14 protein-coding genes are annotated in these 15,208 nt (G+C 60.7%); 5 read left to right on the top strand and 9 right to left on the bottom strand.

Features of this window, described 5'->3' with window-relative positions; translation table 11 throughout:
- Positions 1 to 50 precede the first annotated feature (50 nt).
- On the bottom strand, positions 51 to 1,868 hold the full coding sequence (locus GOB87_RS01790) for an ABC transporter ATP-binding protein (protein WP_166312822.1): 1,818 nt from the start codon (positions 1,866 to 1,868) through the stop codon (positions 51 to 53).
- Between the two features lie 181 nt (positions 1,869 to 2,049).
- Here GOB87_RS01790 and GOB87_RS01785 point away from each other — a divergent pair, with 181 nt between their 5' ends.
- Positions 2,050 to 3,081, top strand: coding sequence for a glycosyltransferase family 4 protein (locus GOB87_RS01785; RefSeq protein WP_166312821.1), 1,032 nt, complete (start codon positions 2,050 to 2,052; stop codon positions 3,079 to 3,081).
- A 230-nt stretch (positions 3,082 to 3,311) separates the two neighbouring features.
- Positions 3,312 to 3,695, top strand: coding sequence for a hypothetical protein (locus GOB87_RS01780; protein ID WP_242006105.1), 384 nt, complete (start codon positions 3,312 to 3,314; stop codon positions 3,693 to 3,695).
- Positions 3,696 to 3,708: 13 nt separating this feature from the next.
- Here GOB87_RS01780 and GOB87_RS01775 read toward each other — a convergent pair whose 3' ends face one another.
- The 5 genes from GOB87_RS01775 to cmk all read right to left on the bottom strand — a co-directional run bounded on the left by GOB87_RS01775 (position 3,709) and on the right by cmk (position 8,331).
- Complete coding sequence (locus GOB87_RS01775) at positions 3,709 to 4,128, bottom strand: secondary thiamine-phosphate synthase enzyme YjbQ (protein ID WP_166312820.1); 420 nt, start codon at positions 4,126 to 4,128, stop codon at positions 3,709 to 3,711.
- 20 nt (positions 4,129 to 4,148) lie between these two features.
- On the bottom strand, positions 4,149 to 5,516 hold the full coding sequence (locus GOB87_RS01770; RefSeq protein ID WP_166312819.1) for a chloride channel protein: 1,368 nt from the start codon (positions 5,514 to 5,516) through the stop codon (positions 4,149 to 4,151).
- A 140-nt stretch (positions 5,517 to 5,656) separates the two neighbouring features.
- On the bottom strand, positions 5,657 to 6,610 hold the full coding sequence (locus GOB87_RS01765) for a cation diffusion facilitator family transporter (protein WP_242006096.1): 954 nt from the start codon (positions 6,608 to 6,610) through the stop codon (positions 5,657 to 5,659).
- Complete coding sequence (locus tag GOB87_RS01760) at positions 6,603 to 7,634, bottom strand: cation diffusion facilitator family transporter (protein WP_194303161.1); 1,032 nt, start codon at positions 7,632 to 7,634, stop codon at positions 6,603 to 6,605. The genes GOB87_RS01765 and GOB87_RS01760 overlap by 8 nt, the downstream gene beginning before the upstream one ends.
- 40 nt (positions 7,635 to 7,674) lie before the next feature.
- Positions 7,675 to 8,331 (bottom strand): (d)CMP kinase, encoded by a 657-nt coding sequence (cmk, locus tag GOB87_RS01755; RefSeq protein WP_166312817.1) that lies wholly within the window; start codon positions 8,329 to 8,331, stop codon positions 7,675 to 7,677.
- Between the two features lie 187 nt (positions 8,332 to 8,518).
- Between cmk and GOB87_RS01750 the strand changes: the two genes are divergently transcribed.
- The 3 genes from GOB87_RS01750 (at position 8,519) to GOB87_RS01740 (ending at position 10,445) form a co-directional block, all read left to right on the top strand.
- Positions 8,519 to 9,766, top strand: coding sequence for an MFS transporter (locus GOB87_RS01750; protein WP_166312816.1), 1,248 nt, complete (start codon positions 8,519 to 8,521; stop codon positions 9,764 to 9,766).
- 1 nt (position 9,767) lies between these two features.
- A complete protein-coding gene (locus GOB87_RS01745; RefSeq protein ID WP_166312815.1) occupies positions 9,768 to 9,968 on the top strand; it encodes a DUF2905 domain-containing protein in 201 nt (66 codons plus the stop codon).
- Between the two features lie 72 nt (positions 9,969 to 10,040).
- On the top strand, positions 10,041 to 10,445 hold the full coding sequence (locus GOB87_RS01740) for a hypothetical protein (protein WP_166312814.1): 405 nt from the start codon (positions 10,041 to 10,043) through the stop codon (positions 10,443 to 10,445).
- An 11-nt stretch (positions 10,446 to 10,456) separates the two neighbouring features.
- On the opposite strand, the gene secF is transcribed toward GOB87_RS01740, so the two are convergent.
- From secF to GOB87_RS01725, 3 genes are all read right to left on the bottom strand, one after another.
- Entirely contained in the window at positions 10,457 to 11,398 is a 942-nt protein-coding gene (secF, locus tag GOB87_RS01735) for a protein translocase subunit SecF (protein ID WP_166312813.1), read from the bottom strand.
- 12 nt (positions 11,399 to 11,410) lie between these two features.
- Positions 11,411 to 12,967, bottom strand: coding sequence for a protein translocase subunit SecD (gene secD, locus GOB87_RS01730; RefSeq protein WP_166312886.1), 1,557 nt, complete (start codon positions 12,965 to 12,967; stop codon positions 11,411 to 11,413).
- Positions 12,968 to 13,150: 183 nt separating this feature from the next.
- Complete coding sequence (locus GOB87_RS01725) at positions 13,151 to 15,172, bottom strand: glycosyltransferase (protein ID WP_166312812.1); 2,022 nt, start codon at positions 15,170 to 15,172, stop codon at positions 13,151 to 13,153.
- Between the last annotated feature and the right edge of the window lie 36 nt (positions 15,173 to 15,208).

The raw sequence follows: 15,208 nt of genomic DNA, 5'->3' as shown, positions 1-15,208 counted from the left end.
AGTCTGGAACCCGCCCGTTGCAAGATGGGCGGGTTTTCCATGACCGGAGATCACAGCGGCGGAATGTCAAACGCCTGAAGTGAGAGGAACTCCCGGTAGGGGCCTTCACGCCGCTCCAGCGCGAAAGGGGAGCCGTCCTCCACGATACGACCCTGCTGCATCACGACAATCCGGTCGAAATCCTTGAGCGTCGAGAGACGATGCGCCACCGCGATCACGGTGCGTCCTTTCATCAGTCGATGCAGCGCAAGCTGGATATGATGCTCGCTCTCGCTGTCCAGTGCGCTGGTGGCCTCATCGAGGATCAGGATCGGCGCATTGCGCAGAAAGGCACGGGCAATGGCCAGACGCTGTCTCTGGCCACCCGAGAGCTTCACGCCACGATCGCCCACCTGTGTCGCAAAGCCTTCAGGCAGGGCAAGAATGAAGTCCGTGCAGCCCGCTGCATCGGCAGCGGCGCGTACGTCCTCCTCGGTGGCCTGCGGTTTGCCGTAGCGGATGTTGTCGGCCACTGAGCGATGCAGCAGCGAGACATCCTGAGGCACTACGGACATGCAGCCGCGCAGGGATTCTTCGGACAGGTCATTGATGTTCTGTCCATCAATGAGCACCGCGCCACCCTGCACATAACGCTGACGCTGGAGCAGGGCGAGAACCGTACTCTTGCCCGAGCCGGAGCGCCCGACAAGCCCCACGCGCGTACCGGGTGTGACGTGCAGATTGAAATGCTCCAGCACGTTCGGGCCTGTCGGATAGTGAAACGTCACGTCGCGAAAGCATATTTCACCCTGCGGCGCTTGCGGAAAACCGTGGGCGTTGGCGCGGTCATCCATTTCGTGGGGCAGCAGGATGGTGGAAAGCGTTTCACCCAGACGAGCGGTGTGCTGCACCGTCTCCACGAGTGCCACTGCGAGATCTCTCGTGCCGTGCAGGATCAGGAAGCCGAGCGTTACGACCATCACCACGTCACCCACGGTGGCGCTGCCGTGCTGCCAGAGTGTCACCACCCATACGAGCAGGCCCGCCGTCAGGACGGCAGTGAGAAAGGCATGAACGAGGCGTAGCTTTTCCATGTTGCGCAAGGAGACGCCTCGCACACCCATTTCGCTGTCCAGAATACGTCCCAGACGGCTGCGTTCATAACCCAGCATCCCGAAAGTACGGACCAGCGGCAGATTACCGATGACGTCCTGAATCTCTCCATCCACACCGGCCGCGGAAGAAGCATAGGCCGCATGAAGATTTCGTCCCGCGCGCGCCATGCGAAACATTACGGCGGCAAGAGCGAACGCCAGACAACTGATGACGCTGCCCATAAGAGGGCTGACGCTCACCATCAGCCCGATGGAAAGCAGCACATTCAGGCATGGCGGCAGAATATTCCACGCCAGCAGGCTCTCAAGGGTGAATGTGGCGGTACCTGCGGTGGAAATGCGCGACGCAAGGGCGGCAGGCATCCGGTCTGAGAAATAGCCGGCGGAATGACCGGTCAGAAACCGGAACAGATCGCGCCGCACGTCACCCGTTACGGCCACGAAGGTTCTGGCGGCGTACCACCCCGCGACGCGCCATGAGAGATTGTCGAGTGTGATCACCCCGGCAAGCCACGCAACGGCCATCCAGACCGGGCGAAAAGGGCCGTGCGGATGGCTGTTCATGATGTCCACCAGATGCCGGATGGCGGAGGAGGCGAACACCGCGCACCCGACGGCCAGCGCTACGAATCCAAACACCACGACGTGTGGGGCAAGGCGATGGCGGATATAGCGAAAGAGGAAACGGACAGGATGGCCCGCATAGCGCGGGAGTTCGCTGTCGGGAATGGTCATATCCTCGTCACGTTTCAAGCGGGACTGTCCATGCGTCATGAGCCTGTCAACTTTTCAGGGAGTATAGGCGTTTGGTGAAGTGGGAAGAAATTCGCACAGCCTGTGCTCGTCACGTAATCCGAAGTGTCGGGACGGCGATGGACTTTCTCCAGCTTTCGGGGGATGGCACCCGTTCTGTCGTGCATTGAAAATACAAAAAAGAACGCGGAGAAACCGGTCCATGCGTATTGCCCAGATTGCACCTCTTCACGAGGCGGTTCCACCGCAACTTTATGGTGGAACGGAACGGGTGGTGGCCTTCCTCACGGACGAACTCACGGCAATGGGCCACGACGTGACACTGTTCGCAAGTGGCGACAGTGTGACCTCGGCGGAACTGGATGCGGTCTGGCCGCGTGCCCTGCGGCTCGACCCGACAATTCGCGACCCGATCGCCCCACATATGCTGCTCATGGAGCATGTGGCGCGCCGCGCGCATGAGTTCGATGTTCTGCATTTTCATATGGATTACTGGCCGTTCACCTATTTCAGCCGCCAGCCCGTACCTTTTGTCACCACCATGCACGGGCGGCTTGATCTGCCGGAGCTTCAGCCCGTTTTCAATGCTTTTCCACAAGTGCCCATCGTCTCTATTTCGGACAGCCAGCGTCGCCCGTTGCCTCAGGCCAACTACGCGGCGACCGTCCTGCATGGCCTCCCTGAGAACCTGCTGACACCTCAACCGGGGCCCGGTCATTATCTGGCCTTTCTTGGGCGTATCTGCGCGGAAAAGGGCATCGATAAGGCGATCCGCATTGCCCGGGCCGTGGGGCTGCCGCTGAAAATCGCTGCCAAGGTGGACAAGGCTGACGCGGAGTATTTCGAACGTGACATCGTTCCCATGCTGGGAGAAGGCGTGGAAATGATCGGAGAGATCGGGGATGCGGAAAAACCGGCCTTTCTCTCGGGAGCGCGAGCGCTTCTGATGCCCATCGACTGGCCGGAGCCTTTTGGGCTTGTGATGATCGAGGCCATGGCATGCGGAACGCCGGTCATAGCCTTTCGGCATGGCTCGGTGCCAGAGGTTTTGGAAGACGGTCTGACGGGCGCGATTGTCACGAGCGAAGCGGAAGCGATCGCAGCGTATCCGGCAGTGGAGGCGCTGGATCGGGGGCTGATCCGGCGCGAGTTCGAGCGGCGCTTCACCGCCCGGCGCATGGCGGAGGATTATCTGGCGGTGTATCGCCGTCTGACCGGCAAGGCCGATGCCTGACAGGCCGAGACGATGACCTGACATGAGGGCAGGGATGGTTGACCCTGCCTTCTGCTGTGCTCACTCTCACAACAGAATTGCAATTTTGACAGTCAGGTTCTTGTTTCGTGAAAAACCATCATAATATCTGGCATCCGCTTAGCTGGTTTTACCGCGATCGCCATCGAAATGACGACACTCCGTCCACGCCGGGATTGGTGGACCGGTTCAATGATCGTCTTGCCGTACGCATGACGATCATCTTTGGCAGCATCTGGTGTGTTTACGCCTTCTTTCTGTTTTCGCTCATTCCCATTCTGAAGCCGGATTGGCAGGGGCCGCTGCTCTATATCAGCAACTGTATCCAGCTTGTCGCACTACCGGCACTGATGGTGGGCAGCGCCATTCTTGCGCGGGGCAGCGATCAGAGGGCGACGGAAGACCATGCGGCCCTGCTAGAAATCCTCAACGATGTCCGTGAAGAAATGGCGCGTCTGCGCAACACGACGGCAGGCATTGCCCAACAGGAACGCGCCAACAGCGAGCGGCCGACGGATGTGGTGTCGATTTCCGATGAGGCTGTCATTTCCGTCAACGATCCCGCAAGCGCACAGCAGGCTTCCAAAACATCGTAGGATACAGTCCTCTTCATTCTCCTAGAAGATGAAGGACAATCTCGCGGTGATGAGGCACGCGCCGATGTTCGAACAGGTAAATACCCTGCCAGACACCCAGTGAAGGCGCTCCTTCCACAACCGGAATGCTAAGACCCGATTGAGTGAGCATCGTGCGCAGATGGGCCGGCATGTCGTCCGGCCCTTCGTCCATGTGACGGTAGAGGTCTTTCCCCTCCGGAACTAGACGCTCGAAATAATGGGCGATGTCTTCGCGCACGCTGGGATCGGCATTTTCCTGCACGGTGAGGGAACAGGACGTGTGAGGGCACCAGAGCGTCAGAAGGCCCGTGGAAATGCCAGTCTGACGCACCCACTCAAGCACAGGGCGGGTTACGGGCAGCAATCCTTTCCCATGCGAGCGGAAGCTCAGCCTGTGGGTTTCCTGTCGCATAGAAAGATGCTCCTACGTTGTCAGGCTTTCGGGTTCGGCGAAATCTCAGTGGGCTGTTCTGGCGGTGGGTTGGACGATGACACCGTTCGCAGGAAACGCTCGGCTAACGCACCGTAAAGCGGCTGTTTGCAGATGGTGCGTGAGACACCGAAGGCAAGGAATGCGCTGGCCAGAAGGGCGAGCGTCACCTGCTGGTTATCGCACATTTCCATAACAATGACGGTGGCTGTAAGAGGCGCCTGCACGACCGCCGCGAAATAGGCCACGGTGCCAAGAAGCACCACAGCTCCGGGTGTGGTGTGAGGAAGGAACTGCGCGATCCAGCCTCCCATACCCGCGCCGACCGATAGCGAAGGCGCAAACAGCCCTCCCGGAATGCCGGAACAGTAGGAAATGATGGTGGCGAGGAATTTCAGCACGAAATAGGAGGCGGGATAGTGTTCTTCACCCTGAATGATGGACCGGGCCTGAGCATAGCCGGTGCCATACGTCATCCCACCTGAAGCAAGGCCGATAATGGCCAGAGCCAACCCACACAGCGCAGCGAAAGCGACGGGGCGCCGCGCGACAAACTGACCGGCGTTCCCGGGCAGTCCCTTCGACGCACGAATGAGGATTGCGGAAAAGGAACCACCGGCAACACCTCCGAGAAGACCGCAGGCAATCACCGCCAGCCAACTGACGCCCAGAGGCACCACGGAATCGGTATGGCCGAAATAAGTGTAGTTTCCCGTCAGGGCGATGGCGGTCACACCGGCGAGCACAACGCCTGTCAGCATCACGCCACTTGTGCGTTGCTCGAACGAATGGGCTAACTCCTCGATGCCGAATACAATGCCGGCCAGCGGTGTGTTGAAAGCCGCCGCTACGCCAGCGGACCCACCTGCCAGCACGAGCGCCCGCCGCGAAATCGTCTCGCTCAGATTCAGGAAACGTCCCGCCGCGTTCATGATGGCGGCGCCGATCTGTACGCTTGGCCCTTCACGTCCGATGGACGCGCCAGCGAGAAGGCCCAGACAGGTGAGGGCGATCTTGGCTGCGGCAATCCGGAGGGAGAGGATGCGGTCCACGACAACCTGATTGGACAGATGCATGCAGGCGATGGCCTGTGGGATACCCGAACCCTGCGCGCCCCGGAAAAAGGTGCGTGTCAGCCAGATGGACAGGGCAAGGCCAGCCGGCGTGATGAACAGCATCAACCAAGGACTGATTTTGAGAATATGCGAACGCAGATGCGCGGCGTCATCAGCCAGTTCGGCAAAAGCCACCGCCACAAGCCCAACCATGATGGAGCCGGTCCACACGATGAGCTTTCGTCGCCATTCGACCGTCGTCATGCGGGCGGTTTCACGAAAATGACGGATACGGCCGGTCGTTGTGGAGGACATGATGCCTTGGCGGGTTGGAATGATCTGCAACCTGAACGTCTTGCAGTTCATGCGAAATGCGCATGACCCAGCTTACGCTACGCCCGCAACACCGTGATTCCAATACAAAATGGAATGTTTTGTGAAATTGTTCGGTTCCATCAATGGATTTGCGCGGGGTGCGCCAGCACGATTCCCTCGTTCTTGGCCTTATTCTCCGGCTCCACATGGATGTGGATGACGCAACGGCCAAGATTTTCACGCAGTCCCGCTTCGATCCGGTCACAGATGTCATGCACTACGGAGACCGTCATGGTGCCGGGCACTACGAGGTGAAACTCAATGAATGTGATGGCTCCCACCTCACGGATGCGGATGTCATGCGCTTCGATCGCACCCGTGGCGTGGCTTGCAATCACGTCATGCAGTTTTTCGAGTGTTGCGGAATCCGGTGCCTCGTCCATCAAACCGGCAACGGACTGACGCAGCATTTCCCAACCCACGCGCAGCACGTTCACGGCAATCAGCGCCGCAATAGCCGGATCGAGCCAGTGCCAACCTGTCAATGGAATGAGCGACAGTCCTGCGACCAGCCCGATGCCGGTCCAGACATCCGAGAGGACATGCTGGCCGCCAGCGACCAGGGCCGGGGAGCGCATGCGCTGTCCTATGCGGAGTAATGTTACCCCCCACGCAAGATTCACCACGGTGGCCGCTGCATTAAGCGCGATGCCCAGCCATGGCGAGTTCATCTCGCTCTGCGGGTGCTGAAAGCCGTCCCATGCCGCCTTGCCGATCAACAGCGCCGTGACGAAAACCATCGCACTTTCGATGATCGCGGACAGATATTCGGCTTTGTAGTGACCGTAATTATGGTTGTGGTCTGCCGGACGTTCGGCCAGCCGAATGGCCCACAACCCGCCAGCGGCGGCCACCACATTGATGATCGTCTCTAACGCATCGGACTTCAGGGCCACGCTACCTGAGACATGCCAGGCCGCATATTTCAAGCCGAGTGCGAGGATGCTGACCCCGAGGCTGACCCAGGCAACGAGATGCTTCTGATGGGCGTTTTCTGTGGTGGTCGTGGCAGAGGAGGTAAGGGTCTCAGACAACACCACTTCCTTGCAGGGTGCAGCCCGCATCGCAGCGGGCGGTTTCAATCTGGATCGTGGGGTGCACGATTCCGAATCGGGAGCGGAGCGTCTCTCCGACCGTCTCAAGCAGACGGTCGTTGTCAGTGCTGGAGGCCCGGACGAGATGCGCGGTCAGCGCGTTTTCGGTGGTGCTCATGGCCCAGATGTGCAGGTCATGCAACTCCGTCACACCCGGCAATGTCCGCAGATACTGCTCGACCTCTCCGGGATTTACATCGCGTGGGACGGCATCGAGCGCCATGTCCAGCGAATCCCGCAAAAGTGCCCAGGTTGCCCCCACGATAAGAACGGAAATGGCGAGACTGATGGCCGGATCGAGCCATGTGAGATTTGTCAGCAGTACCATGGCACCCGTCACCACAACGGCGAACGACGCGAGGGCGTCTGTCGCCATGTGAAGAAAGGCTCCCCGAATGTTCAGGTCCTCTTTCTGGCCCTTCATCAGCATGAGCGCCGTCGCACCGTTCACCAGAATACCGATGGCAGCGACGATCATGACAGTTCGCCCCGCAACGGGTTCGGGATGGAACAGACGCAGAATCGCTTCCCACGCGATGCCGCCCGTGACGAGCAGAAGGATCACGGCGTTGGTGAGGGCGGCAAGGATCGAGGAGCGGCGAAGGCCATAAGTGAAACGCTGCGACGGCGCGCGCTGGCTCAGATTATGCGCGAGCCACGCAGCACCCAGCGCCAGCACATCGGACAGATTGTGTCCGGCGTCGGCCAGCAGTGCCAGCGAGTGAGCCAGCACGCCCCAGACCGCCTCGATCACCAGATACAGCGTGTTAATGGCCATCCCGACGGCGAAGATCGTTCCAAAAGAGGCAGGGGCGTGATGATGATGGCCAAAGAGGCCATGACCGTGATCGCATCCCTGTTCTCCGTGACCATGTTCATCATGTCCATGATCATGCGCACAGCCATGACCGTGAGCCGCGTGAGCAGAATGGTCGTGATCATGATCGTGGGAAGAGGAAGTCATGAAAAGCTTTCGCGCTGGGCAGTGACCGGAGTCACGTATCCTACGCTTTCTGCCTTTCCAATGCAGCTTTCGTAATGCGCAGGGCTTCCGCTAGAACCTCTGCCGCATCCAGCGCATCGGTTTCGATTTTCACGGCATCGTCCGCCATGCGCAGAGGCGCGGAAGCGCGGGTGCTGTCGGCATGATCGCGGGCGATCAGCGCCTGCTCGATCTCACTGATATGCGCTTCCCGGTCAGGGGCCGTTTCCGAGCCGCCATTCTGCATATAGCGGCGCACCGCGCGCGTGCGGGCGGACGCCGTGATGTAGAGCTTCACATCCGCATCGGGGAATATGACGGTGCCGATGTCGCGGCCATCGAGCACGGCGCCCTGCGCGCGTGCAAAAAGGCGCTGCATGTCCACGAGAGCCTGCCGCACGCCCTGATCGCGCGCGACAAGACTGGCGGCGGCATCGACATCGGGCGTGCGCAGATCGGTGCGCTTGAGGTCTTCAGGAACGAGCGCGCGGGCGACGGCTTCGCCTGATGTGCAAGCAGGGTCCACAGCCTCATCCAACATGCGGCGCGCAACCGCGCGGTAGAGCAGGCCGGTGTCGAGATGCGGAAGCCCCAGAACCTCGGCCAGTCGTTTCGAGAGAGTGCCTTTGCCGGCAGCGGCCGGGCCGTCCACGGCGATGACGGGTGCCGAGCGTGTCATGTTTCCGGGTTTTCCTGTCCGCCGATTGGAGATGGCACGGCGATACCCTGCCGGGAAAACGACCGTCAACAGGCGAGCTTACATATTGTTCCGCATAGGAAACAGTGGCATGGCGTGATCGTGATTGGCGACCTTTCTCCAGAGCGGTTGTTGATGCTGCAAGACCTGAGGGGATCTGGAGTTGTGCATGAGTGATGGAACAAGCGTGGCTGGCGTCTCAGCCACGAGAGAAGTGGATGTCCGCACGGCGCGGCATGTACTGGCGGCCTCCTTTCTCGCATGGATGCTCGATGCCTGCGATTTCTTCATCGTCCTTTTCACCCTCGACAATGTCGCGGACGGATTCGGCGTGCCGCTGGAAGATGTGCTTTGGGCGCCCACGCTCACGCTGATGACACGTCCCATCGGTGCGTTTCTGTGCGGACGCAGCGCGGATCGATTCGGACGCAAGCCCACGCTCATCTGTACAATCGTGGTCTATTCCCTGATCGAGGTGATGTCGGCGTTCTCGCCTTCGATCGGCGTCTTTCTCGCCTGTCGTGCCCTGTTCGGCGTGGCGCTGGGCGGTGTGTGGGGCGTGGGCACGTCGCTTGTCATGGAGAGCGTGCCGAAATCATGGCGCGGCACGGCGTCGGGGCTTCTTCAGGCGGGCTATCCGGCGGGCTATCTGCTCGCCTCCCTGATGTTCCTGCTGCTGCCCGTTCTGGGCTGGCGGGGGCTGTTCATACTGGGTGGTGTCGCCATCGTCTCGGCCGTCTATGTGGGGCTACGTGTCCCTGAAAGCCCCGAATGGCTTGCCCGCAGTCGTACGGAAAAGCCGGTGGGGCTGTGGACAGTGGTGCGGGGCCATATGGCGTTATCCGCCTTCGCGGTGGCGGTCATGACGATGTTCAACTTCATGAGCCATGGCTCTCAGGATCTGTATCCGAAGCTGTTTCTCGCCATTGAGCGGCATATTCCGCATGATCACGTGACCATGATCGTGGTGTGCTACAACATTGCGGCCATCAGTGGTGGTCTCTTCTTCGGCTGGCTCTCGCAGCGTCTCGGGCGCAGTCGCACCATCATGCTGGCGGCCCTTCTCGTGCTGCCGATCCTGCCGTTGTGGACACTCCCACATTCTCTCTTATGGCTGACGGTTGGCGCCGTATGCATCCAGTTCTGTATTCAGGGAGCATGGGGGGTGGTGCCAGCCTATCTAAGCGAGCTTTCACCCGCGTCGGTAAGAGCCACTTTCCCCGGAGTGGCCTATCAGCTCGGCAATCTGATCGCGGCCAGCAATGCGCTGATCCAGCATCATCTGGCGGGTGTATTTGGAAAGGGACTGCCGCCGGCCCTGATGCTGGTCGTGGGCGGTGCGTCTCTGACGCTATTCCTGCTACTGATGGTGGATGCGCGGATCGGGCTTTCCGTGCGCAAGGCTGTAGGCGAATAGGATGACACGAACACTGGTGACGATCGGTCTGGCGCTGGTGATCGTTGGGCTGTTGTGGCCGTGGCTCTCACGCCTGCCAATCGGTCGTCTTCCGGGTGATATCCTGATCCGGCGTGGTGACGTGACCTTTTATGCGCCTCTCATGACCGGCCTGATCGCAAGTGTGCTGCTTTCAGTGATTCTCTGGGCTGTTCGGCGGTAAGGCCATTTGGTCAAGACATGCCGGGGCTGATAGGGAGAAGGCAAAACGCATAAGACAGAGGCAGGAGCAGGCATGGCGGTCGCGAGAGACGGCATCGAAACAGCGACCCAAACGCCACGCAGACAATGGAAAAACCGCCTCCGCGCGGTTGCGCTATGTCTTGCTCTGGCAGCCTGTCAGGCTTCGCCGGCCGTCAGCCTCAGGCCGACGCCGCACAGTCTCATTTACAGTTACATGATGGCGCATGGCATGGCGCGAGGCGCTGTGATGTCAGGCGGTATGACGCCACGCCAGATCATGGAACTGATCGTTGTGGATCATGCCGCCCTGCTGGCCGTGGCCCGTGAAATGGCCGAGCCGAGCGGCGGCAACATGCACGCCGCCAATGACGCCATCATACGGCTTGTGGCGCTCACGCAGCCTGTCGATGGAAAGCCGCAGGCGCCCGCACAGCCCCGGATGCCTCTCACTCCCTGACAAGAGGAAGCTCAGACCTCCTGCTGGACAGCCGGACGTGTGTCCTTGCGCAGTCTCTTTTCGCCCATGAGCAGTAACAGCGGGGCGGCGATGAAGATGGAGGAGGAGGTGCCCACCACGATTCCGAAGAGCATCACCCAGGCAAATCCGGACAGGCTCGCGCCTCCGAAGATGGCCAAGGGGAGGGCCGCCAGAAAGACCGTGCAGGAGGTGCCGAGCGTGCGATTCAGCGTTTCGTTGATGGACAGGTCCAGCAACTCGCGCAGCGGCATCGTGCGATAGCGCCGCAGATTTTCGCGCACGCGGTCATAAACCACCACCTTGTCATTGGTGGAGTAGCCCAGAATGGTCAGGATGGCGGCCACCATGACGAGATCGAACTCGATATGCGTGAGCACGAGGAACCCGACCGTCTTGGTCAGGTCCAATACCAGTGTGATGACAGCCGAGAGCGCGAACTCCCATTCGAAGCGGAACCAGATATAGGCGAGGATCATCAGCAGACTGATGCCCAGAGCCAGTAAGCCGTTGCGCAGAAGTTCGGCGGAGACCGAGGCTCCCACGGCATCCGCCCGAACGATGGTCGCGCCCGGCTGAGCCTCCGCTACAGCGTGGCGCACTTCATCCACGACAGCGTTGGTGTTGGTTGTCTCGTCTGCATCCAGACGGATCAACACGTCATCCGGACCGCCGAAGGCCTGCACTCCTTCGGCCTTGAGATTGTGCGTGGCCAGCGCGGAACGGATTTTTCCGAAATCCGCCGGACCGCTGGTTTTCGCCTCCACCACGATACCGCCGCGAAAATCGAGACCGAGCGTCAGGCCGGGGTGGAAGAACAGGATGAGCGAGGCGAGCGAGAGCACGGCCGATGTGGCCAGCCCGACAAAGCGCCCGCGCATGAAGTTGATATGCGTGTCATTGCGGACAAAGCGCAGCAGGGGACGTCCAAACATGTCGCGTGCCTCTCAGACGGGAAGGGTGGAAGGACGGGTGAGGGCGTACCAGCGCACCATCAGCATCCGAGAGAGAAAAAGCGTGGAGAACAGCGTGGTCGCAATGCCGATGGTGATGGTCAGGGCAAAGCCGCGCACCGGTCCCGTCCCGAACACGAACAGCATGACGTGAGCAAGGAAGGCCGTGGCGTTGCTGTCCAGCACCGTGGAGGTGGCGCGCTCGAAACCGGCCTGCATGGCCGCCAGAGGCGTGCGGCCGCGTTTCAGTTCTTCACGGATGCGCTCGATGATGAGGATGTTGGCGTCCACCGCCATACCGAGGGTGAGCAACATGCCGGCCATGCCGGGCAGCGTCAGTGTCGCGCCGAACAGGGAGAGAATGGCCAGCATCAGCACGAGATTGGCAAAGAGCGCCACGTTCGCATACCAGCCGAACAGACCGTAAAACAGCGCCATGAAGACAATGACGAGCCCAAAGCCGACGGCAAGGCTCATGGCGCCTGCGCGGATGGAGTCAGCCCCCAGAGACGGCCCGATGGAGCGTTCCTCCACCACCGACAGCGGCACGGGCAGGGCACCCGCACGCAGCAGCAGACCGAGATCCGTCGCCTGATGGGCATCGAAATTGCCGGTGATGATGCCATTGCCACCTGTGATGGCAGAGCGAATGACGGGCGCTTCGATCACCTTGTTATCGAGCACAATGGCGAAGCGGCGCCCGACATTGGCCTGCGTCACATCACCGAAAGCACGTGTACCAATCGAGTTGAGGGAGAAACTCACGGCCCAGCCGCCAGTCTGCTCGTCAGTGGTGGCCCCGGCATTCGTCAGGTCCGCACCGTCCACGTCGATATGGTCACGCACGGCCAGTGTCTGGTCTGGATGATCCGCCAGCGGCAGTATGGTGTCACCCGGCGGAGCGACGGCTGTGCCCGGAGGCACCTCGTCCACGAGCCGGAACGTCATACGCGCCGTTGTGCCGAGAAGCGCCTTGATGCGTTCCGGATCGCTGATACCGGGGAGTTCGACAACGATCCGATCCTCACCTTGGCGGGTGATCTGGGGATCGACCGCTCCGGTCGCGTCGATACGACGGCGAACGATCTCGATTGCCTGCGAAACGGCGTCGTGCGCGCGGGCGCGGGTCGCGTCCGGGGAAAGTGCGAGAACAATCGTTCCATCGTCGCGTGAAGTGACGGCGAATTCGTTGGGAACGAGACGGGGAAGGTCTTCAACCACCTTCACGTCCCGATCTTTTTCGGACGGATCGCGCGGCTGGAAGCTGAGGGAGGCCGCCTTCTGGTCGATGCTGATGTTGCGGTAGCCAAGATTGGCGGAAATCAGCGCCTGACGCATGTTTTCCGACAGGCTCTGAAGCCGGTCATGAGTCAGGGAATCGAGATCCACCTGAAGCAGCAGATAGGAGCCGCCTCGCAGATCGAGACCAAGGTGAATCTGGGGCCATGGGATATTAAGGGCGGGCTTGCGCACGAAATTGGGCACGCAGAGGAGGGCGCCGAGAAGGCACACCGCCGCCACGGAGAGCAGTTTGATCCGGCTGTAATACATCATCGTGTGGGCGACCGTTCTCCGTCGGGCCGGCAAGGTCGGGTGTGGCTGTTTCATGCGTTCGGAAAAGCCGAACGCCCCCGCCTGTCCGGTGCGTCGTATTGCGGCGGGAAGATGCAGGGCATCGGACGTGATTGCAACCGTAGGGATGACATCCGCGCGAGGTGAAAACGCTTTAGGGAGTTATTCCGTCATTTGCCGGTGCGGATGTCCCAGCAAGGCACGGGGCCCAAGACCCAATGCGCGGCCAAGGGCGGCGGACACGGTGGCTTCGGACTGGTGAATACGAATGTATTCACGCCCTGCCTCACCAATGGCGTCAGCCTTGTCCTGATCGCGATAAAAATCTGCGGCGACGCGCGCGAGACCAGCGGCTCCCGCCACGACAGCGGTTTTCAGTTCGTCAGAAAGGTGAAGGCCTTCGACTGCGACGGGAGTGGCCACACAAGGAAGACCCGCCGCCCAGCTTTCAAGCACTTTTCCCTTGATTCCGGCGCCAAATCGCAGCGGTGCGATGGTCAGCTGCACCGAACGCAGCAGTTCGGCAAGATCGGCAACGTGTCCCAGCACCCGCACGCCCGGAATCTCGTTCATGCGCACGACGGAATCCGGCATGGCGCTTCCCACCAGCAGAATTTCCGCCTCAGGCGCATGATTTCGCAAATGCGGCAGGATGTCCTCCACCAGCCACTTTGCCGCGTCGAGATTGGGAGCGTGTCCGTAATGTGCCACGAAGGCGATACCACTGCGTTCCGCGAAAGGGCGCGGAGCAGGGGCAAGAGGAATATGCCAGGGAACGACATGGATGCTGGCGGTCGGCACGGCGGTGCCCAGCAGATCGGCTTCCACAGGTGAATGAGTAATGGTCGCGTGCGAGGCCCATGCCGCCATATGTTCGCGCACCTTTTCCTGTGCGGCCGCTGTCCGGAGTTCGGGACGGTTTTCAACGACAGACTGACGCTCAAGCCGAAGAGAGGCCAGATCCGCCACGCTGGAAACCAGCCGTGCGCCGGGCATGTAAAGACTGGCGAGGGCGAGGTAGCGCGATGCGTTGGAAAGACAATGGAAGACGATCGCATCGAAGGCGTTCGACTGGGTGCGCAGAAGCGATTCGACCGTGGGGTAGGTGGGGGCGCACCAGCATGTGATACCGAGCTTTTCCAACTCCCGCACTATACTTCCCGTAGGCATGGTGACGGAGGCGATGAAGCTCGGCTCATAACCCAGAGCGCGCGCGGCCTGCATATGTGAAAGCAGTGCGGACGATCCGGCGTCCCGGGTGGGGTCGGGCGCGCGGTCATCAATGAACAGAACGCGAAAAGGGGAAGGCGTCGTGCTGGCCGTGCCTTTCCGACGGGCAAACTGATGCTGGCGTGTCGCGGTTTCGCGGGCGTCGTCACGTCCTTGCTGCTGACGCAGGGAATCGGCCAGCCCCATCAGAAAATCGATGGCCTGCTCGCGTTGCTGGCCCGATGCGATACTGCCAAGCGTCTGCCGGACATGACTGCGGAAGCTTTCGTTGAAGCGCCGCGTCGCTGGAACACGAAAAGGCGAACCGGGAAGGTTTTCTCCATTTTCAGCGCAGATGAGCGACACGACATGATCGCTGTCGGCGGATAAGGGCGGATTGAGCAGAACGTCGAATCCGTAGCGTCCGTCTCCCAGTCCGATATTGCGGAGATCGGGACGGGACTGGTTGGCCATGACACGGTGCTGGAGAGAACCGTCCACCATGACGGAGATCCCTAACCGCCGTGTCAGATCGGTTTCATTGACGAGCCAGCCAGCCAGCCGGTCTCGCCCCACGATATCCACGGTCCCCCGGATTGCGATTGACGTTGGTAACAGGAGATGAGCGGCGCGTGGAAGCGGCGCGCGCTCTGGAAGAATCAGCACATCGAATGCGGAAGTCTCTGCTGCCGAGGTCGTTCCATCCGGGATGAGTATATCGAAGCCGTGATGTCCATCCGCACGGCCGGGAACGACTAGATCCTCCCGGAAAAGGTCGGCTTTGGCACGTGCGAGTTCCTGTCCGTGGCAGAGCACGACCACTTCCACCGGCGCGCTGTCGGTCTGCGCAGTCCGTCGGACCCAGCCAGCAATCTGCCACACTCCATCCGGAAGACGAGCAATGAGATCGAGGAATCCTTCAACGTGACTGTCCGGAGAAAAAGTCGGACTGGGTGAAGGTTGGCTGGCGTTCATGCAATGGCTGTTACATGAAAGCCTGAAAAATTCGCC

The sequence above is a fragment of the Acetobacter estunensis genome, assembly GCF_011516945.1.
In the GTDB taxonomy this organism is placed as follows: domain Bacteria; phylum Pseudomonadota; class Alphaproteobacteria; order Acetobacterales; family Acetobacteraceae; genus Acetobacter; species Acetobacter estunensis.
Note: the sequence above shows the minus strand (reverse complement) of the source record. Positions and strands in the feature narration are given on the sequence as shown.